The sequence below is a fragment of the Streptomyces sp. R11 genome, assembly GCF_041051905.1.
Taxonomy (GTDB): Bacteria; Actinomycetota; Actinomycetes; order Streptomycetales; family Streptomycetaceae; genus Streptomyces.
Map to the genome: position 1 here is coordinate 1,662,767 of NZ_CP163432.1, position 18,384 is coordinate 1,681,150.

Here is an 18,384-nt window from a genome sequence, read left to right on the forward strand (position 1 = left end):
GCTCCTCGTCCTGGCAATGCGATGGGTGCTACGGCGCTGGAGCAGCCCTGACGTGCGGATTTTAGAGGTTGGTTCAGCCTATGGCCGGGGTGGGGTGCACGCAGGAGCGCGTACCCCACCCCGGTTCGAGGTCACTTCTCGGTGACACCCGCCGAGTCGAACGTCGCCACCTCGTGCATCGCCCTCGCCGTGCTCTGGACCAGCGGGAGGGCCAGCAGGGCGCCCGTGCCCTCGCCCAGGCGGAGGTCGAGGTCGACCAGGGGGCGCAGGCCCAGTTTGTTGAGGGCGGCCACGTGGCCGGGCTCCGCGCTGCGGTGGCCGGCGATGCAGGCCGCGAGGACCTCGGGGGCGATGGCGCGGGCGACCAGGGCGGCGGCGCCGGCGCTGACGCCGTCCAGGATCACCGGCGTACGGAGGGAGGCGCCGCCCAGCAGGAGGCCGACCAGCGCGGCGTGTTCGAAACCGCCGATCGCCGCCAGGACGCCGATGGGGTCGGCCGGGTCGGGCTGGTGGAGTTCGAGGGCGCGGCGGACGACCTCGGTCTTGCGGGCGAGGGTCTCGTCGTTGATGCCGGTGCCGCGGCCGGTCACCTCGGCCGGATCGGCGCCGGTGAAGACGGAGATCAGGGCGGCCGAGGCGGTCGTGTTGGCGATGCCCATCTCGCCCGTCAGCAGCGCCTTGTTGCCGGCCGCCACCAGGTCGCGGGCCGTCTCGATGCCCACCTCGATGGCCTGCTTGGCCTCCTCGCGGGACATCGCGGGGCCGGTCGTCATGTCGGACGTGCCCGCGCGGACCTTGCGGGGCAGCAGGCCGGGAGTGGCGGGCAGGTCGGCGGCGACGCCCACGTCGACGATGCAGACCTCCGCGCCCACCTGGCCGGCGAAGGCGTTGCAGACCGCGCCGCCGCCGAGGAAGTTGGCGACCATCTGGGCCGTCACCTCCTGCGGCCAGGGGGTGACGCCCTGGGCGTGCACGCCGTGGTCGCCGGCGAAGATCGCGACGGCCGCGGGCTCCGGGATCGGCGGCGGGCACTGCCGCGACAGCCCGGACAACTGCGCGGAGATGATCTCCAGCATGCCGAGCGCGCCGGCCGGCTTGGTCATGCGCTTCTGCCGTTCCCAGGCCTCGCCGAGCGCCTTCGCGTCCAGCGGGCGGATCTGGGCGACGGTCTCGGCGAGCAGGTCGTGCGGCTCCTCGCCGGGCAGCGCGCGACGGCCGTACGTCTCCTCGTGCACGACCCAGGACAGCGGGCGGCGCTTGGACCAGCCGGCCTGCATCAGCTCGGGCTCGTCCGGGAACTCGTCGACGTACCCGACGCACAGGTAGGCGATGACCTCCAGATGCTCGGGCAGCCCCAGTGCGCGGACCATCTCGCGCTCGTCGAAGAAGCTGACCCAGCCGACGCCGAGGCCCTCGGCGCGGGCGGCGAGCCAGAGGTTCTCGACCGCGAGCGCGGCGGAGTAGGGCGCCATCTGCGGCTGGGTGTGCCGGCCGAGGGTGTGGCGGCCGCCGCGGGTCGGGTCGGCGGTGACCACGATGTTCACCGGGGTGTCGAGGATGGCCTCGATCTTCAGTTCCTTGAACTGCTTCGCCCGGCCCTTGGGCAGCGACTTGGCGTACGCCTCGCGCTGGCGCATGGCGAGCTCGTGCATGGTCCGGCGGGTGTCGGCCGAGCGGATGACGACGAAGTCCCAGGGCTGGGAGTGGCCGACGGAGGGCGCGGTGTGCGCGGCCTCCAGGACGCGGAGCAGCACCTCGTGCGGGATGGGGTCGCTGCGGAAGCCGTTGCGGATGTCTCGCCGCTCGCGCATGACCTTGAGGACGGCCTCGCGTTCGGCGTCGTCGTAGGCGGGCGCGGCCGGGCCGGTGGACTGCGGTGCTTCTTCCACGGACGCCGTGCTCTCTTCTCCGGGGTCTTCCTGGTCGGCGGCCCGGGTGTCCAGGTCCTCCGCGTGCTGTACGAGTTCGGGGTCGCCGTCGCGGGGTGCCGGAACCGCGGCGCCGGCAGCCGGCGCCTCCTCCGTGGGGAGGACGATCGGCTGCGGCGGGGTCGGGGCGAGGTGCGGGGTGGTGGGCACCGATCCCTCGACCGGGACGAACTGGCCCAGCGGCTGGTCGGGCGCGGGCTGCTGGGCGATACCGGTCGGGAGGACGGCCGGGGCGCCGGCCCCACCGGACTCCGCGGGCTCCTCGGGTGCGTGTGCCGGGGCCTCGTGGGCCTGCGCGGGCCGGCCGGCCGGGGACCGGAGCTGCGGGCCGGCGGGCTCGGCGACGAAGGGCTCGGGCGCCTCGGCCGGGGCGTGCTGGGCCGTGGCCGGCTGCGGGGCGGCGGCATCGGCGGCGACTGCGGCGAGTGGCTGGGGCGCCACGGCGGGCTCGGCGACGTCCGGGGCCTGCTGGGCGTCCGGGAACTGGGCCACCGAGGCAACGACGGCCACCGGGACCGTCGGCGGGGCTTCCGCGTCGACGGCGGGCGCGGTCACGGCCACGGCCTGAGCTTCGGATTCGGTGTCCGGCAGAGCGGCGTGCTGCGGCGACTGCTGCTGGAATGCCTGCTCGGTGTCCACGGGTTCCGGGGCCGGCTCGGAGACCACGGCGGCCGAGGCGTCGTCGGCGGGCACGGTCACGGCGTCCGTGGGCTGCACGATCGGCGCGAGGTTCTCGGCCTCCGCGGGCTCGACTCCCTGCGCCGCGTCGAGCGCGACCGGGGCCGGGACAGCCTCAGGGGACGGCTGGGAGTCAGCGGGGGCCGAGGCCTGCGGAGCCTCGGGTGCGTCCGGGAACTGAACGGCTTCCGGGAACTGGGCCGCCTCGGGTGCAGCGGGCTCGGCGACCTGCACGGGGGCCTCGGGCACGGGAGCGTCCAGAAGCGGGGCGGCTTCCGGAGCGGGGGCGGCAGGGACCTGAACAGCTTCAGGGGCAGGGGCGCCGGGGATCGGGTCGCCTTCGGGAGCCGGCGCCTCGGGAAGCGGGGCAACCTCAGGGACCGTCTGCTCGGGGAACGGCACGGCTTCAGGGACCGTCTGCTCGGGCAGCGGCGCGGCTTCAGGGACCGTCTGCTCGGGGAACGGCACGGCTTCAGGAGCCGTCTGCTCGGGGAGCAGCGCAGCCTCAGGGACCGCCTGCTCGGGAAGCGGCCCAGCCTCAGGAACCGCCTGCTCAGGAAGCTGCACGGCTTCGGGGCCCGTCTGCTCAGGCAGCGGCGCAGCCTCAGCCGCGGGCATCTCGGAACCGTGCCCGGCGTCACCAGCGGTCGCAGCGGCAACCTGCGCAGGGCCGTCAGCGGCCGCATCGGCAGCCAGGTCCCCCGGCGCCTGACCGGCACCCGAGTCGACCTCGCTCACCGGGACGCCCCCAGCAGGGGTGTCCACCGCAGCCGCAGGAGCTGCGACATCGGCGGCACCGGGATCGGCCTCGTCCACCGCAGCCTCACCGGCGTCCGAATTCACGCCCACAGCCTGGTCGGCCTCGGAAGCAGGAGCCGCCGCACTCTCATCGGCCCCAGGAGCAAACGCGGCCGTGGGCGCCTCACCGGCATCCTGGCCGTGCACCGCCCCGGCAGCCGACGCGGCATCGTCACCCGACGGCTCCTGGGCGCCGTACGCCGCCTCCTGCGGAGCAGGCACGCCGACCTCGGCCTCCTGAACGGCACCTGCCTCGGCGCTGCCCTCCGTGGCCACCTGCTGTCCGGTCGGAACAACCGTTTCGGCAGCCGGTGCCTCGGTGCTCACCGGCACGGCGGCCTGGGCGGACGTGCCCCAGGCGGCCGCCGGCTGTGGGGCCGACGCCTCGCGGTGCTGCGGGACGTCCAGGTACTCGGGGCCGACCTGGCGGGCGGGGGCGCCGACGGCGCCGCGGTCGGCGAGAGAGCGGACCGGGCTGGCGGAGGCGTCGGGGAGGGGCGGACCGAGGTGCAGGGGGCGACGGGGAGTGATCGGCGGAATGGGCGCCGACGGGGCCGGCAGACGGACGGCGCTGAGGTCGACCGAACCGCTGTCGCGGCCGGACATCTCGTGCGCGCCCGGCTCGTGCAGGGCCTCGAGGACCGGCTCCGGCGCGGGCGGGGCGACCTCTGTGCCCCAGGCGCCCTGGGAGCCGGGCAGCAGCAGGTCTTCGTCCTCGGCAGTGGTCTCGGAGAGGTAGGTGTACGTACCGTGCGCCGCGGGGGCGCCCGGCTGCTCCACCATGCCTGCGCTCTCCGGCAGTCCCTCGCCCGGGACCTGGCCGGTGTCGGTCATGCGTACCCCTCGCCCATCGGTTAGTGCTTCCACGACCAGCTCACCGGGGACGGCGCACCGACCGCCCCCGTAGTGAAGAACGAGCGTGCGTGCCCAGCGGCACGAACGACCCGCCCAAAAAAGGCGACAAAGCCATTGAGTGGCATTGTCGTGGCCGTTCGACCGTCGCGACAGGTTGATCCGCGACAGGCCGCTGTGGACTGCGCCACGTTGCGCGTCCTCCGGTTTCGCCGTACCACACCCACCCCAAATGGGGAGCGTTTTTCCGGACATTGACCGACGAAGTGCCGGGCGACCGAGTGCGGTACAACGATCGGCCAGCCTACCGCGCGCGGTACGACAACCGGATCACGGGGAGGGCTACGCGATTACACTGTGCGGTCGGTCAGTGCCCGCCCGTCGCCCGACCACCACCCCTCAACGAGGCGCTTCGCGCCGCCCCAGATCTCCGGTGAGCAGGAACGCGACCGTCCGCTCCCGCTCCCTCCAGGCACGCGTGTCGAGTTGCACGGACTGCAGGAGGGCGCACTCCACGTCGTAGCCGTGCTGGGTGAGGTCGCGGCCGATGAGTTCGGCCTCGTCGCGGGTGGCGGCGTGCGTGACGATGCGCTGCGGGCGCCGGTCGGCGACGGCGGAGACGACGTCCGCTCCCCCGCCTCCGATGCGCACGACGTCCGGTTCGGGGAGGTTCTCCAGCACGTGCGGTGCCCTGCCGTGGACGATCTGGAGCTGGACCCCGAACCCGCGGGCGTTGGCCTCGGTGCGCTCGCAGGCGCGCGGGTCGCGGTCGACGGCGATGACGGCGGCGCCGGCCCGGGCCGCCTCGGTGGCGAAGGCGCCGCTGCCGCAGCCGATGTCCCACACCAGGTCGCCGACGCGGGGGCCGAGCCGGACGAGTTGGGCGGAGCGGAGCGGCTCCAGCTCGCCTTCGCCCATGAGACCGCCGTAGGCCTCGGCGGGCAGCGTCCAGCCGCGCGGCGCGGCAGAGGGGTCGCGGCCGGCGATCCACCCGCCGCCCTCCGTGGCGGCCACCTTGCCGCCGATGACGATCACGACGTTCGGGTCGCGCCAGGTGTGGTCGGCGGCCTTGTCGGAGGTGACGACGGTGACCTGTTCGCGGTCGGTGCCCAGTTCCTCGCAGATGACGAAGGTGCGGTGGACGCCTTCGAGGAGCAGGCCGAGTTCGGCGGGGCCCGCGCCGGGTGCGGTGAGGACTGCGACCTTGGTGTGGGCGCGGCACACATTGACCGCGCGGCGCAGGGTTCGGGGGTGTGCGACGACCACTTGTGCGTCGTCCCAGGGCATGCCGGCCCGGGCGAAGGCGGCGGCGACGGAGGAGACGGCGGGGACGACCTCGACCTCCAGGCCGAACTCGGGCGCGCGCAGGGTCCGTACGACTCCGAAGAAGCCGGGGTCACCGTCGGCGAACACGACCGCGGTGCCGCGGTGGCCGGCGATCCGGCGGGCGGCGAGGGCGACGCTGCCGAGGCGGATGCGCTCTGCGGCGGGCGGCACCTCGGGGAGCGCCAGGTGGTGGGCGGCACCGGCCACCAGCGTGGCGGCACCCAGGGCGGAGCGTGCCGCGGCGGTCAGCGGCGAGCCGTCCCAGCCGATCACCGTGACCCGGTCGGCCATCGTCGTCTCTCTCCAGGGATTGCGCAGGTCGTCGTCGGGCAGCCCGAGGGGCAGGCTCCGTGAGGGTACCTGGTCGCCGCGCGGGCACCCCGGGCGCCCGTGGGTTCGCTACCCGTCAGTTCCAGTCACCGAACGAGGTGAAGCCGTCGGCCGACTGATCGCCGACGCCTTCCAGGTCCTCGGGCAGCAGGCTCCAGACGATGAGGTCCGTGCGGACGTCGATCCACTCGCCGCTGTCGGTCCTGGCGCGCGCTATCCAGGCGCCGCGCAGTACGCCCTCGCTGATACAGCCGATCTTCTGCGCCACCTGCTGGGAGGCGGTGTTGTCGGCGGCGGTGCGCAGTTCCAGCCGTTCGAACTTCTGGTCGTGGAAGAGCCACTGCGCGGTGGCCAGGGCCGCTTCGCAGGCGTAGCCCTCGCCGCGCGCCCAGGGTGCGACGACGTAGGAGATCTCGCTGGAGCGGACACGCCAGTCGGTGTTCTGCAGCCGGACGATGCCGACGAGACGCTGGGTGAGGAACTCGGAGACCGCGAAGACTATGCCGTGCCCCTCGGTGCGTTCGGCGGGGGCGAGTTCGGTGATCCAGGCGCGGGCGTCGGCCTCGGTGTAGGGCTGCGGCACGGAGGTCCAGGCGGTGACCAGTTCGTCGTTCATCATCTCGGCCAACGACTGGATGTCCAGGTCTTCGAAGGGACGCAGCACCAACCGCTCCGTGCTGATGGAGATGTTGGGGAAGGTGCTAGTCATGCGCCACTCCGTAACCTTCGGAAAACCTGCAGGGCCTGCTGAACTGCCCAGCATGCAGCATGAAAGCACTGAACTGCACCACGGGGTCCACCCCAAGTGAAGGAGTGGACCCCGTGCGTGGCGATACGCCGTTTACGCCCCGTCAGCCGGAAGTCACCGGCAGGACCGAGCCCTTGTACTTGTCCTCGATGAACTTCCGCACCTCGGACGAGGCGAGGAGCTTCGCGAGCTTCTCGACCCGGGGGTCGTCCTCGTTGCCCTTCTTCACGGCCAGGAGGTTGGCGTAGGGGTTGTCCTTCGCCGACTCCAGGAGGATGGCGTCCTCGGTGGGGCTGAGGCCGGCGTCCTGCGCGTAGTTGTTGTTGATCACCGCCACGGCCACGTCGTCGAGCGAGCGGGGCAGCTGGGCGGGTTCCAGCTCCTGGAACTTCAGGTGCCGGGGGTTGGCGGCGATGTCCGCCGGGGACGCGTCCGTGCCCGCGCCCTCCTTGAGCGTGATGACGCCCTTGGAGGCGAGCAGCTTCAGGGCGCGGCCCTCGTTGGTGGTGTCGTTCGGCACGGCGACGGTGGCTCCGTCGGCGAGCTTCGTGACGTCGGTGACCTTGTTCGAGTAGACGCCCATGGGCGGCAGATAGGCCTTGACCACCGGGACCAGGTCGGTCCCCTTGGACTCGTTGAACTCGTCCAGGTAGGGCTCGTTCTGGTAGAGGTTCGCGTCCAGCGAGCCTTCCTGGAGGGCGGTGTTCGGCAGGACGTAGTCCGTGAACTCCCTGATCTCCAGCTTCAGCCCGGCCTTCGCGGCGAGATCGTCCTTGACGTACGTCAGGACCTCGCCGGCCGGGACGGCGGTGGCGCCGACGACCAGGGTGTCGTCGTCACCACCGCCGGAGCCCGAGCCACAGGCGGTGAGGCCGAGGGAGAGGGCACCCGCGAGCGCGGCCGTGAGCAGTACAGGGCGTCGGCGCCTCACGATGCTCATCAGAAGGCCGCGACGACCGCGCCGTCGTACTTGTCCTCGATGAACTTCTTCACCTCGGGCGAGGTGAGCAGCTTCGCGAGCTTCTGCACGCGCGGGTCGTCCTCGTTGCCCTTCTTCACCGCGAGGAAGTTGCCGTACGGGTTGTCCTCGGGCGACTCGGCGGCGATGGCGTCCTCGGCCGGGCTGAGGTCGGCCTCCAGCGCGTAGTTGCCGTTGATGACGGCGGCGTCGACGTCACCGAGGGAGCGCGGCAGCTGGGCCGCCTCCAGCTCCTTGAAGTTCAGGTTCTTGGGGTTGGAGGCGACGTCCTTGGGGGTCGCGTCGTAGCCGACGCCGGCCTTCAGCTTGATGACGCCGTTGGCTTCCAGGAGCTTGAGCGCGCGGGCCTCGTTGGTGGTGTCGTTCGGCAGGGCGACCGTGGCGCCCTTCTTGAGGTCCGTGAGCTTCTTGACGCCCTGGGAGTACACGCCGAGCGGCTCCAGGTGCACGGTGGCGTTCGGCACGGCGACGATGTCGGTGCCGTTCTTCTTGTTGAAGTCGTCCAGGTACGGCTGGTGCTGGAAGTAGTTGGCGTCGACCTCACCCTGCTGGACGGCCGTGTTCGGCGTCACGTAGTCGGTGAACTCCCGGACCTCGAGTTCGAGGCCCGCCTTCTTCGCGAGGTCGTCCTTGATGTAGGTGAGGATCTCGCCCTGCGGGGTCGGCGTGGCGGCGACCTTCAGCGGGGCGCTCGCGTCGGAGCCGGAGTCCTTGTCCGAGCCGCAGGCGGAGAGCCCGAGGGTGAGGGCTCCGGCGGCGAGGACAGCAGTGGTGATCTTGGCGGTGTTACGCACGAAAAGTGCCTTTCCTTATGGGTGGTGCGACCCCGACTTGGGTTCTCGGGGAGTTCTGGGTGCCCGTCCGGGAGGGTTCAGACGGTCTTGCTCGTGGCCGTGGAGGCCTTGAGCAGGCGGAGTTTGGGCGCCGCGCCCGAGTGGCCGCCCCTGCGGTGCAGGGAGCGGGCGGTGTAGTCGCCGGCGAACTGGATGAGGGAGATGACGACGGCGAGGATCCCGACGGTCAGCCACATCAGTTCGGTCTCGAAGCGCTGGTACCCGTAGCGGATCGCGATGTCGCCGAGGCCGCCGGCGCCGACCGTGCCGGCCATGGCCGAGTAGCCGATGAGGGCGACGATCGTGGTCGTGGTGCTGGCGATGAGCGAGGGCAGGGACTCGGGTACGAGGACCTTGCGGACGATGGTCCAGGTGTTGCCGCCCATCGACTGCACGGCCTCGACGAGCCCGCCGTCCACTTCGCGGACAGCCGTCTCAACGAGGCGGGCGAAGAAGGGGATCGCGCCGATCGCGAGCGGCACGATGGCGGCCTCGCGGCCGATGGTCGTGCCGGTGATCGAGCGCGTGAAGCCCATCAGCGCGACCATCAGGATGATGAACGGCATCGAGCGGGCGACGTTCACGATCTGCCCGATGACCTTGTTGGCGACGACGTTCTGCAGCAGGCCGCCCTTGTCGGTGAGGACGAGGAGGATGCCGAGCGGGAGGCCGCCGACGACCGCGATGAGGGTGGACCAGCCCACCATGTAGAGGGTGTCCCAACACGCCTGCTCCAGCAGGGGCTGCATCTCGGACCAGGTCACTTGGCACCTTCCTTCACCAGCGCGGAGACGGGCTGCCGGGCCTCTTGGCCGACGACGTCGATCTGCAGGCCCTGTTCGCGCAGGAAGCCGATCGGCACGACGTTGTCCTCGTAGCGGCCGGGCAGCTCGATGCGCATCCGACCGACCTGGAGGCCGCCGACGGTGTCGATGGCGGCGCCGAGGATCGAGATGTCGATGTTGTAGGTGCGCGAGAGCTGCGAGATGACCGGCTGGGTGGCGGCCTCGCCCTGGAAGGTCACGTCGACGACGGTGCGGTCGTCGGCGGAGGCCTCGCCGCCCACCGGGAAGAGCGCGGAGGCCAGTTCGGAGCCGGGGGTCGCGAGCAGCCCGCTGACCGTGCCGGACTCCACGACGCGGCCGTTCTCCATGAGCGCGGCCGAGTCGCAGATCGACTTCACGACGTCCATCTCGTGGGTGATGAGCAGGACGGTCAGGCCCAGCTGCCGGTTCAGGTCGCGCAGCAGCTGGAGGATGGAGCGGGTGGTCTCCGGGTCGAGGGCGCTGGTGGCCTCGTCGGAGAGCAGCACCTTGGGGTCGCCGGCCAGGGCGCGGGCGATGCCGACGCGCTGCTTCTGACCGCCGGATAGCTGGGCGGGGTAGGCCTTGGCCTTGTCCGCGAGACCCACCAGGTCGAGCAGTTCGAGTGCCTTGCGGGAGCGGTCCTTGCCTGACGTGCCGAGGATTTCGAGCGGCAGCTCGACGTTGTCCTGAACCGTCCGCGAGGACAGCAGGTTGAAGTGCTGGAAGACCATGCCGATACGGCTGCGCGCCCGGCGCAGCTCCCGGCCGGCCCGGGGACCGCGTCCCGCCAGGGCCGTGAGGTCCTGCCCGGCGACGGACACCGTGCCGGCGGTGGGGCGCTCCAGCAGGTTGATGCAGCGGATGAGGGAGGACTTGCCGGCGCCGGACTGGCCGATGACGCCGTAGACCTCGCCTTCGCGGACGTGCAGGTCGACGCCGTCGAGGGCGGTGACCTCACGGCCGCGCGAGCGATAGACCTTGGTCAGGCCCGATGTGGTGATCACTGGGTTTCCGTCACTGTCGAGTGCGCGGCGCATCGTGGGCACCGAACACGGGGCATTCGTGGTCGAAGGCGGCCGGAACGCAGCACGGCTTCCCGCGAACGCGGTGGAACGTGGGGGCGGACGTGTGCGCGGGGCGCGGCTCAGTCACGTACGCGGGGCGTACGGGCGGACATGAGCGGGCTCTCGCTTCGGGGCGCGAGGCTCAGATGGTGCAGGGGCCCTCTAGAAGGCGCACATTCGACACATACAACGAGCACCGGGCGCAAGGGTCGCCTCGGTCGCAAGGGTGCGGCAGCTCGTCGTGGTCATGCGATCAGTAAACCAGACGTACGGTCCTTACCAACCGCCGCTGTCCGCATACTGGACAGCGGCGGACAGCGCTCAGGCGCGTACGGAGATCTCGACTCCGGCATCGGTGACCAGTGCTGACAGGGCCGACAGGTCCTTCACCACGTAGTCGGCGTCCAGCTCGTGGGCCTGGTGGGTTGTGGTGAACGCCACGGTGGTCATTCCGGCGGCGCGGCCGGCCGCCAGGCCGGCGGGGGCGTCCTCGAAGACGACGCAGTGCGCGGGGTCGACGCCCAGCTGCCGAGCGGCGAGGAGGTAGGGCTCGGGGTCGGGCTTGCCGCGCGTGATGTCGTCGGCGGCGATCAGGGTCTTGGGCAGGATGCCGACTGCGTCGAGGCGGGCCTCGGCGAGGCGCCGGGTGGCGGAGGTGACGACGGCCCAGCGGTCGGCGGGCAGCGAGTCGAGGAAGTCCTTGGTGCCGGGCAGCAGGTGGACGCCGCCGTTGGGCACGTCCTCCACCTCCAGCGCCTCGATCCGCGCGAGGGCCTCCGGCACGACGTCGGCGGGCAGCAGGTCGGCGGCTATCTCCACAGCCGGCCGCCCGTGCAGCTCGATCCGCCCGAACTCCTCGGCCGTGATCCCGTACTCCCCGGCCCACCTGGTCCAGCAGCGGTCCACGGAATCGAGGGAGGAGACCAGGGTGCCGTCGTTGTCGAACAGGAGAGCGCGTGCGTGGATCGTCATGGTCCAGACCCTACGGGGCCGCCGGAGCTTGCCGGTCACGGCCTCGGGCGTCGATCGTGCCCGCACGAGACCGGCGGCGACGGCCATGGTGGCCGACGGGGAGTTGCCGAGCGGGTACGACGACGGGGACGAGACCGATCGCCGAGTCGGGCAACTGGACGCGATCGTCGAACCGGTGACGGTCGAGGAGACTCGTGCGCCGGCGGTCTGCTTCGGCCCGGCGACTGCGACGGCGTGGCCTGGTCGCTGCTGCACCTGATCGAAACGGGGCCGAACCCGGTGTTCACCGTCCGGCGCGCACCCGATGCCAACGAGTCGCAGCACGGGCTGTGGCAGCGGTGCCTGAACGGTGGCCTCGTCGCCGACGAACCGGTCGGCCGGCCGCCACCGGCCGGCCGCCGGGGTCGGGCGCCGGGGCCGGGCGCACCTGGCCTTTTGGCCCGTAATAGGCTCGCCACATGTTTGATGCCCTGACGCTGGTGACCGGGGTCGCCGCGCTGCTGCTCGCCGCGTGGTGCGGTTGGGCGGCGTACCGTGATCAGCCGACGAAGGACTGGCACTTCATCGGCATGGCCGTGGTGACGGTGCTGGCCCTGGTGCAGCTGGTGATCGGGATCGTGCTGCTGGCGCGGGGCGAGAAGCCGGAGCAGGGCACGACGATCTTCGTGGCCTATCTGCTGGGCTCGTTCGCCTGCATTCCCGCCGCCGGGTTCATGTCGCTGGCCGAGCGGAGCAAGTGGGGGTCGGTGACGGTCGCCGCGGGCGGCGTGGTGCTGGCCGTGCTCGAGGTGCGGCTCTATGACATCTGGGGAGGCTGAGGTGGCCGTGACGCAGGACAAGCCCGGCAGGGCACGGCTGATCAGCGGCCCCGGGATCGTGCTGGTGTGGCTGTACGGCGTGATGGTGGTCGGCGCCGTGTCGCGATCGGCGTACCAGATCGCGACTGAGTTCGACCGGGCGCCGCTCGCCTATTCGCTGTCGGCGGTGGCGGGCGTGGTGTACGGCTTCATCACGTACACGCTCGTACGCGGGGGCGAGACGGCCCGCAAGGCAGCGCGGATCTGCTGCGCGGCCGAACTGGTGGGCGTGCTGGTCGTAGGCACGTGGACCCTCGTCGAGCCGTCGGCGTTTCCCGATGCGACCGTGTGGTCCGACTTCGGCATGGGGTACTTGTTCATTCCCGTGCTTCTGCCTCTGTCCGCGCTGTACTGGCTGCGGAAGCGGGCGCCTCGCGAGGATGCCGCCTGAGGTTGTCAGGCGGCCGCGAGCACGTTGTGGCTGGTCGCGCAGTTCCCCGCGCCCCTTTGGGGCGTTGCAGTCACGCTGTTGTCGCGTATGTCCCGGCCGGCTTCTCCAAGACGACCATCGGAACGCCGTCGGCCCCCTTCGACGTGCCCACCGCCTCGTAACCCACCTTGCGGTACAGGCGCAGGTTGCCCTCGCTGCGGTGGCCGGCCTCCAGGCGGAACCTCTTGGCACCGCGCTGTTCGGTCAGGGCGGCTTCGGCGGCGCGCAGGAGGCGGGCGCCGATGCCGTGGCCCTGCAGGCGCGGGTGGACGCAGAGCTTGCCGATGGCCGCCGCGCCGTCCTCGGTGACGCTGCCGCGGACGGAGCCGACCACCTCCTCGCCGAGGCGTGCCACGAAGACGCAGTCCGCGGCGACCTCCGCACGGACCGAGTCCAGTGTCTGGACGAGCGGGTCGATGCGGTAGTTGCCGTACAGCGCCGCCTCGCTCTGGAAGCACAGGTATTGAAGCCTGAAGATCTGCTCCGCGTCCTGCTCGGTCGCCGCCGAGATGGTCACGCTCATGCCCATGTGCGCACGCCTCCCGCTCACCTGATCGCCTGTCGTCCCTCACTCCTATCCCCGCGCTCCGCGGGCCGCAACCTCCGGCGTGAGCATTCGACGCAGACATCCCAGGCATCTGGAACGTTCCGGGCCGAGACTGCCCTGTGAGATACCCAACTCCCCCGCGATTTCCCGGTATGTCAGGTCGTTCGGGGAGAGCAGGGCCTCGACGAGGCGGGGGCAGCGGCCGGGGAGGCGGCGCACCGCGTCGCGCAGGGCGCGATGGCGGGCGGCCGCGAGGGCGAGGTGCTCGGGGTCGTGACGGTCGGTGTCGGCGGCGGGCTCGTGCTCGTACGGGCGTTCATGGCGTGTCGTACGGCGGCTCCTGCGGGCCTCGGCGCGGACCGCCCTGCGCAGCCAGCCCGGCGGGTCCACGGGCGGGCCGTCGGAGTCGAGGCGTTCCAGGAGGCGGAGCCAGACCGCCTGTTCCAGGTCGCCCGGCTCCGCTCCGGAGGCAGGTGCCTCGGCTGAGGCCTCCGCGAGGAGCAGCGGGCGCAGGGCGGCAACCAGGTCGTCCGTCATATGCGGCACGACGCGGCCGCCCGGGCGCGGGGTTGCCCGGGCGGCCGACAGTCACCCCAACCGGGGCGCGGGTCTCAGCCGTTGACGAAGTCCTCGCGGGCCAGCAGGCCGGTGTCGGGGTTGTCGGTGAAGACGCCGTCGATGCCGGTCGCGAAGTACGTCCTGTAGGCGCCGAAGACGTCACCGTAGGCGTCCGCGTCGGTGCCCTTGCGGAAGCTCGTCGGCAGGAAGGGGTTCTCGTTGCGCATCGTGTAGGGGTGCAGGATCAGCCCGACCTTGTGCGCGTCGGCGACCAGCGTGGTGGGCTGGGTGAGGTTGCCGTTCGCGTCCTTCGGGATGACCAGGTCCAGGGTGGGGCCGATGCCTTGGGCGTAGGACGCGATCTCCCTGAGGCCGGCCGGCTTGACCAGGTCGGCGACCGTGCGCGGGTCACCCGTCTCGACGAAGTCCCAGGGGCGGGTGGTCGCGCCGGACAGCAGGACGACCAGCGGGTTGTCGACGAGCTTGTTCAGCCGCTGGATGCTGGTCGGCTCGAAGGACTGGAGGATGACGGGCGAGTTCCGCCGGTCCTTGCCGTACTTGTGCAGCACCTTGGCGACCCGCTCCTCCAGGGCGAGGCCCTGCTTGCGGAAGTACGTGGGGTGCTTGAGCTCGGGGTAGATCCAGACCTGCTTGCCGCGCTTGCGGCTCTGCTCGTCCTGCCAGCGCAGGACCTCTTCGAAGGTGGGGATCTCCCAGCGGCCGTTGTAGAGGGTGTTGTGCGGGCGGTTGGCGGGGATGCGCTCGGTCGCGCGCAGGGTCTTCAGCTCGGCGAGCGTGAAGTCCTCGGTGAACCAGCCGGTGGTGGCGACGCCGTCGAGGGACTTGGTCTTCTTGCGGTCGGCGAACTCGGGATGGTTCGCGACGTCGGTCGTGCCGCCGATCTCCGGCTCGTGCCGGCAGACGAGGTGGCCGTCCTTGGTGGGCACCAGGTCGCCGGCCTCGACGATGTCGGCGCCCATGTCGAGGGCCAGCTGGTAGGAGCCGAGGGTGTGCTCGGGCCGGTAGCCGCTGGCACCGCGGTGGCCGATGATCGTCGGCTTGGGCAGGCTCTTCAGGCCGCCGCCCGAGCCGCCGTGCCGGGCCTCGGCCGCTCTCGCCGTACCGGACAGCCCGAGGACCGCTCCGCCCGCGCCGAGCACAGCCGCGCCGAGAAGCATCCGCCGTCCGGTGACGCCCGTCTGCTCGTTCTCCTGGGTTCCCATGAGGGCCCTCCTGACCGTCCGCCCATTTCAGTGCGGGCCGATCGTAGGTGTGTGTCCATGACGGATGGGAGACCTGCGGCGGAACTCGCGGGTGATGCTGAATGTCGTACCGGAACGGTGAGGTGACGGCCCGTCGGAATGCCTACGGCCGTCCGGGGAACTCGCCCGCTAGGCCCTCGGGGCGATGTCCGTCACATCATGGCGATCGCGTTACGTGCCGTTCTCGGCGTGCCACCGCAGGTAAACGTGCGTCAACAGTGCGTAAGGCGTAGGTGAAGTCGGCCCACCCGATGTGCGGGACCCGGGGAACCGCGAGTATCGTCCTCACCTGCACAGACTTATACCGAATCCCTTGACACCGGAGGGCCCGTTGTCCCGCTTCGCGCTCATCAAGGCAGTGCTCGGACCGATCATGCGCCTGATGTTCCGCCCACAGGTGGAGGGCGCCGAGCACATCCCGGGCGACGGTCCGGTCATCCTGGCCGGCAACCACCTCACGTTCATCGACTCGATGATCCTGCCGCTGGTCTGCGACCGTCAGGTCCTGTTCATCGGCAAGGACGAGTACGTCACCGGCAAGGGCCTCAAGGGCCGGCTGATGGCGTGGTTCTTCACCGGCGTCGGCATGATCCCCGTCGACCGTGACGGCGGCCGCGGCGGCGTGGCCGCCCTGATGACCGGGCGCCGGATCCTGGAGGAGGGCAATGTCTTCGGGATCTACCCCGAGGGCACGCGCTCTCCCGACGGACGGCTGTACCGCGGGCGCACCGGCATCGCGCGCCTGACGCTGATGACCGGGGCGCCGGTCGTCCCGTTCGCGATGATCGGCACGGACAAGATCCAGCCGGGTGGGGCGGGGATGCCCCGGCCGCGCAAGGTCACGGTCCGCTTCGGCGAGGCGATGGAGTTCTCGCGGTACGAGGGGATGGACCGGGACCGGTACGTGCTGCGGGCGGTGACCGACTCCGTGATGGCGGAGGTCATGCGGCTGTCCGGGCAGGAGTACGTGGACATGTACGCGAGCAAGGCCAAGGAAGCGGCGTAGCTCCGCTGGTTCGGCGGCCGGGAGGTCGGGGGGCCGCGGGCTGTTCTCGGGTGCGGGTCCGATGTGACTGGTCGCGCATTCCCCGCGCCCGCGAAGGGACGTCGACGTTGGGCATTCCCGCGGCGGCGACCCCGAAGCCGAGGGGGCCACGGACCGTTCTCGACTGCGGGACCGATGTGGCTGGTCGCGCCCGTGCGGTGGAGCCGTGGATCAGACACCGCCCCGCGCCCTGAAGGGCGCGGGGAAGGCGGGTCGCTCAAGGCATCAGGCGGCGTTGTCCAGCCGCTGGTTGCGGAGCAGGAACCACGCTGCCACCGCCGCCGCGAGCAGCACGGCCGCGCCGGCTCCCGCCGCCAGGGCGAGACCGTCGACGAAGGAACTGCGGGCGGCGTCCAGCATCGCCTCGGACGTCTGCGCCGGCATTCCCGCCGCCGCTTCCACCGCACCACCCAGTGACTCGTGCGCCTCCGGCGGAGTGCCCGCCGGACCCGTGAAGTCCCGGTAGACGCCCGTCACGATCGAGCCCAGCACGGCGATACCCAGAGCGGCACCCAACTCGTACGCCGTCTCCGACACCGCCGACGCCGCGCCCGCCTGCTCCTTCGGGACGCTGGAGAGGATCACGTCCGACGTCACCGTGAAGGAGAAGCCCGCGCCGACACCGACCACCAGCAGGGCGGCGCCCAGCAGGGGGTAGCCGGTCGAGCGGTCGATGACCGTGAGCGCGGCCAGGGCGAGGCCGATGGCCGCGAGGCCGCCGGAGACGACGGCCCGTACCGAGTAGCGGCGGGCCGCGCGACCGGCGATCAGGCCGGCGACGACCGCGCCGATCGCGGCGGGCAGCTCCGCAAGGCCCGCCTCGAACGGGCCCCTGCCCTGCACGAGTTGCAGGAACTGGGAGAGGAAGAACACCAGGCCGGACAGGCCGAGGATGGTCAGCAGGTCGGCCAGCACCGCGCCGCTGAAGCCGCGATGACGGAACAGCCGCATGTCCAGCAGCGGGGTCGGCAGGGTGAGCTGGCGGCGTACGAAGCCGTACAGCGCGCCGGCGCCAGCCAGGCCCGCGGCGAGCATGACCCAGGTGAAGCCGACCGCGGCCGCCTCCTTGACGGCGTACACGACACCGATCATGCCGACGAGGGACAGGACGACACTGATCATGTCCCAGGGACCGGGGTTCGGGTTGCGCGACTCGGGCAGCAGCTTGATGCCGACGACCACGAGGACGGCCATCACGGGCAGGTTGATCAGGAAGACCGAGCCCCACCAGAAGTGTTCGAGCAGGAAGCCACCGACGATCGGGCCGACGGCCGTACCGGCGGAGGCGGTCGCGCCCCAGATGCCGATGGCGAGGCTGCGTTCGCGCGGGTCGTGGAAGAGGTTGCGGATCAGGGCGAGCGTGGCCGGCATCAGGGTGGCGCCGGCGACACCGAGCAGGGCTCGGGCGACGATCATCATCTCCGGCGTCGTCGCATAGGCGTTGAGCACGGACACCGCGCCGAACGCCGTGGCGCCGACGAGCAGGATCCGCTTGCGGCCTATTCGGTCGCCGAGGCTGCCCATCGACACCAGCAGACCTGCGATGACGAAGGAGTAGACGTCGCCTATCCACAGCAGCTGGGTGCCGGAGGGCTTCAGGTCCTCGCTGATGTAGGGGGTCGCGAGGCCGAGGACTGTCGCGTCCACGGCCACCAGCAGCACGGCGAGGACGAGGACGGACAGCGCGAGCCAACGGCCGGGGCGCTTGGTCACCGCCTCGGTCTTGGTCGCCGACTGCAGGGTGCTGGTCATGATTCCTCTCTTCTGAGCGCGCCGCCGAGCAACAGCTCGACGATCATGTGGTGGAAGTCGTTGGGCGCGACCTTGCCGCTCTGCACGACCCAGGCGCCGGAGGCGAGCAGTCCGAACAGAGCCTCGGTGAGCCACGTGGGCGTGAGGTCGATCCGGAACTCGCCGTTGTCCTGTCCGCGCCGGAACAGCGCGGCGATGCGGGCGTCGATCCGCGACCAGCCCTCGTTCACCTCCTCGCCCTCGAACAGCTGGTTCTCGGTGTAGAGGAAGGCGAGCAGTCCGGCGGCGGGCTCGATCCCGCGGACGAGACGTCGTACGGCGTCACTCGCCGCCCCCTCGTCCAGCCGCGCCGAGTCCACCGCGGCCTCGCACTCCGCGATGCCGAGCGACTCCAGCGCCCGGACTAGCGCGTCGCGCCCGGCGAACTGCCGGTGCAGTGTGGCGCGGCTGATCCCGGCGGCCTTGGCGACCTCGTCCATGGTCGCGGTGGATTTACGGGTCAGCAGTGCGGCTGCACTGCGGAGTACGTGGTCACGATCGACGGCCATGAGACAACAATAGCCCATGTGAGACATCATTGTCTCATTCAAGGCACAAGAAGCTCATGGCCGCCTGCTCG

The 18,384-nt window shown here is 71.3% G+C and carries 16 protein-coding genes; 3 read left to right on the forward strand and 13 right to left on the reverse strand.

Going from position 1 to position 18,384, the window contains the following annotated elements; genetic code table 11:
- Nucleotides 1-131: 131 nt before the first annotated feature.
- The 8 genes from cobT to AB5J55_RS07605 form a co-directional block, all read right to left on the reverse strand.
- Complete coding sequence (cobT, locus tag AB5J55_RS07570; protein ID WP_369269905.1) at nt 132-4,238, reverse strand: nicotinate-nucleotide--dimethylbenzimidazole phosphoribosyltransferase; 4,107 nt, start codon at nt 4,236-4,238, stop codon at nt 132-134.
- A gap of 417 nt (nt 4,239-4,655) precedes the next feature.
- Complete coding sequence (gene cbiE / locus AB5J55_RS07575) at nt 4,656-5,873, reverse strand: precorrin-6y C5,15-methyltransferase (decarboxylating) subunit CbiE (protein WP_369269906.1); 1,218 nt, start codon at nt 5,871-5,873, stop codon at nt 4,656-4,658.
- 115 nt (nt 5,874-5,988) lie between these two features.
- Nucleotides 5,989-6,621: a GNAT family N-acetyltransferase gene (locus AB5J55_RS07580; protein ID WP_369269907.1), complete on the reverse strand. Its 633-nt coding sequence runs from the start codon at nt 6,619-6,621 to the stop codon at nt 5,989-5,991.
- Nucleotides 6,622-6,763: 142 nt separating this feature from the next.
- Nucleotides 6,764-7,591 (reverse strand): MetQ/NlpA family ABC transporter substrate-binding protein, encoded by an 828-nt coding sequence (locus tag AB5J55_RS07585; RefSeq protein WP_369269908.1) that lies wholly within the window; start codon nt 7,589-7,591, stop codon nt 6,764-6,766.
- Between the two features lie 8 nt (nt 7,592-7,599).
- Nucleotides 7,600-8,433, reverse strand: a complete 834-nt coding sequence (locus tag AB5J55_RS07590; protein WP_369269909.1) for a MetQ/NlpA family ABC transporter substrate-binding protein — start codon at nt 8,431-8,433, stop codon at nt 7,600-7,602.
- 77 nt (nt 8,434-8,510) lie between these two features.
- Nucleotides 8,511-9,236 (reverse strand): methionine ABC transporter permease, encoded by a 726-nt coding sequence (locus AB5J55_RS07595; protein WP_369269910.1) that lies wholly within the window; start codon nt 9,234-9,236, stop codon nt 8,511-8,513.
- Nucleotides 9,233-10,282, reverse strand: a complete 1,050-nt coding sequence (locus AB5J55_RS07600; RefSeq protein WP_369269911.1) for a methionine ABC transporter ATP-binding protein — start codon at nt 10,280-10,282, stop codon at nt 9,233-9,235. The genes AB5J55_RS07595 and AB5J55_RS07600 overlap by 4 nt, the downstream gene beginning before the upstream one ends.
- A 381-nt stretch (nt 10,283-10,663) precedes the next feature.
- Nucleotides 10,664-11,314: an HAD-IA family hydrolase gene (locus AB5J55_RS07605; RefSeq protein ID WP_369269912.1), complete on the reverse strand. Its 651-nt coding sequence runs from the start codon at nt 11,312-11,314 to the stop codon at nt 10,664-10,666.
- Nucleotides 11,315-11,772: 458 nt separating this feature from the next.
- Here AB5J55_RS07605 and AB5J55_RS07610 point away from each other — a divergent pair, with 458 nt between their 5' ends.
- Entirely contained in the window at nt 11,773-12,132 is a 360-nt protein-coding gene (locus AB5J55_RS07610; RefSeq protein ID WP_369269913.1) for a hypothetical protein, read from the forward strand.
- The gene (locus AB5J55_RS07615) at nt 12,113-12,562 is read left to right on the forward strand and encodes a hypothetical protein (RefSeq protein ID WP_369269914.1); all 450 of its coding nucleotides are present in this window, start codon (nt 12,113-12,115) and stop codon (nt 12,560-12,562) included. Before AB5J55_RS07610 ends, AB5J55_RS07615 begins: the two co-directional genes overlap by 20 nt.
- Before the next feature lie 70 nt (nt 12,563-12,632).
- On the opposite strand, the gene AB5J55_RS07620 is transcribed toward AB5J55_RS07615, so the two are convergent.
- The 3 genes from AB5J55_RS07620 to AB5J55_RS07630 all read right to left on the reverse strand — a co-directional run bounded on the left by AB5J55_RS07620 (nt 12,633) and on the right by AB5J55_RS07630 (nt 14,929).
- Nucleotides 12,633-13,130 (reverse strand): GNAT family N-acetyltransferase, encoded by a 498-nt coding sequence (locus tag AB5J55_RS07620; RefSeq protein ID WP_369269915.1) that lies wholly within the window; start codon nt 13,128-13,130, stop codon nt 12,633-12,635.
- Between the two features lie 45 nt (nt 13,131-13,175).
- Nucleotides 13,176-13,685 (reverse strand): sigma-70 family RNA polymerase sigma factor, encoded by a 510-nt coding sequence (locus tag AB5J55_RS07625; RefSeq protein ID WP_369269916.1) that lies wholly within the window; start codon nt 13,683-13,685, stop codon nt 13,176-13,178.
- Nucleotides 13,686-13,759: 74 nt separating this feature from the next.
- Nucleotides 13,760-14,929: a glycerophosphodiester phosphodiesterase gene (locus AB5J55_RS07630; protein WP_369269917.1), complete on the reverse strand. Its 1,170-nt coding sequence runs from the start codon at nt 14,927-14,929 to the stop codon at nt 13,760-13,762.
- Between the two features lie 370 nt (nt 14,930-15,299).
- On the opposite strand from AB5J55_RS07630, the gene AB5J55_RS07635 reads away from it, so the two are divergent.
- Nucleotides 15,300-15,974, forward strand: coding sequence for a lysophospholipid acyltransferase family protein (locus tag AB5J55_RS07635; RefSeq protein ID WP_362381384.1), 675 nt, complete (start codon nt 15,300-15,302; stop codon nt 15,972-15,974).
- 264 nt (nt 15,975-16,238) lie between these two features.
- Here the strand turns inward: AB5J55_RS07635 and AB5J55_RS07640 are convergent, their stop codons facing one another.
- Both AB5J55_RS07640 and AB5J55_RS07645 read right to left on the reverse strand, forming a co-directional pair.
- Nucleotides 16,239-17,765, reverse strand: coding sequence for an MFS transporter (locus AB5J55_RS07640; RefSeq protein ID WP_369269918.1), 1,527 nt, complete (start codon nt 17,763-17,765; stop codon nt 16,239-16,241).
- Nucleotides 17,762-18,313 (reverse strand): TetR/AcrR family transcriptional regulator, encoded by a 552-nt coding sequence (locus AB5J55_RS07645; RefSeq protein ID WP_369269919.1) that lies wholly within the window; start codon nt 18,311-18,313, stop codon nt 17,762-17,764. Before AB5J55_RS07645 ends, AB5J55_RS07640 begins: the two co-directional genes overlap by 4 nt.
- Nucleotides 18,314-18,384: the final 71 nt, after the last annotated feature.

Coding starts and splice junctions, on each gene's coding strand:
- cobT (WP_369269905.1), bottom strand. CDS start 4,238: ATGACCGACACCGGCCAGGTCCCGGGCGAGGGACTGCCGGAGAGCGCA.
- cbiE (WP_369269906.1), bottom strand. CDS start 5,873: ATGGCCGACCGGGTCACGGTGATCGGCTGGGACGGCTCGCCGCTGACC.
- AB5J55_RS07580 (WP_369269907.1), bottom strand. CDS start 6,621: ATGACTAGCACCTTCCCCAACATCTCCATCAGCACGGAGCGGTTGGTG.
- AB5J55_RS07605 (WP_369269912.1), bottom strand. CDS start 11,314: ATGACGATCCACGCACGCGCTCTCCTGTTCGACAACGACGGCACCCTG.
- AB5J55_RS07610 (WP_369269913.1), top strand. CDS start 11,773: ATGTTTGATGCCCTGACGCTGGTGACCGGGGTCGCCGCGCTGCTGCTC.
- AB5J55_RS07615 (WP_369269914.1), top strand. CDS start 12,113: ATGACATCTGGGGAGGCTGAGGTGGCCGTGACGCAGGACAAGCCCGGC.
- AB5J55_RS07620 (WP_369269915.1), bottom strand. CDS start 13,130: ATGGGCATGAGCGTGACCATCTCGGCGGCGACCGAGCAGGACGCGGAG.
- AB5J55_RS07625 (WP_369269916.1), bottom strand. CDS start 13,685: ATGACGGACGACCTGGTTGCCGCCCTGCGCCCGCTGCTCCTCGCGGAG.
- AB5J55_RS07630 (WP_369269917.1), bottom strand. CDS start 14,929: ATGGGAACCCAGGAGAACGAGCAGACGGGCGTCACCGGACGGCGGATG.
- AB5J55_RS07640 (WP_369269918.1), bottom strand. CDS start 17,765: ATGACCAGCACCCTGCAGTCGGCGACCAAGACCGAGGCGGTGACCAAG.
- AB5J55_RS07645 (WP_369269919.1), bottom strand. CDS start 18,313: ATGGCCGTCGATCGTGACCACGTACTCCGCAGTGCAGCCGCACTGCTG.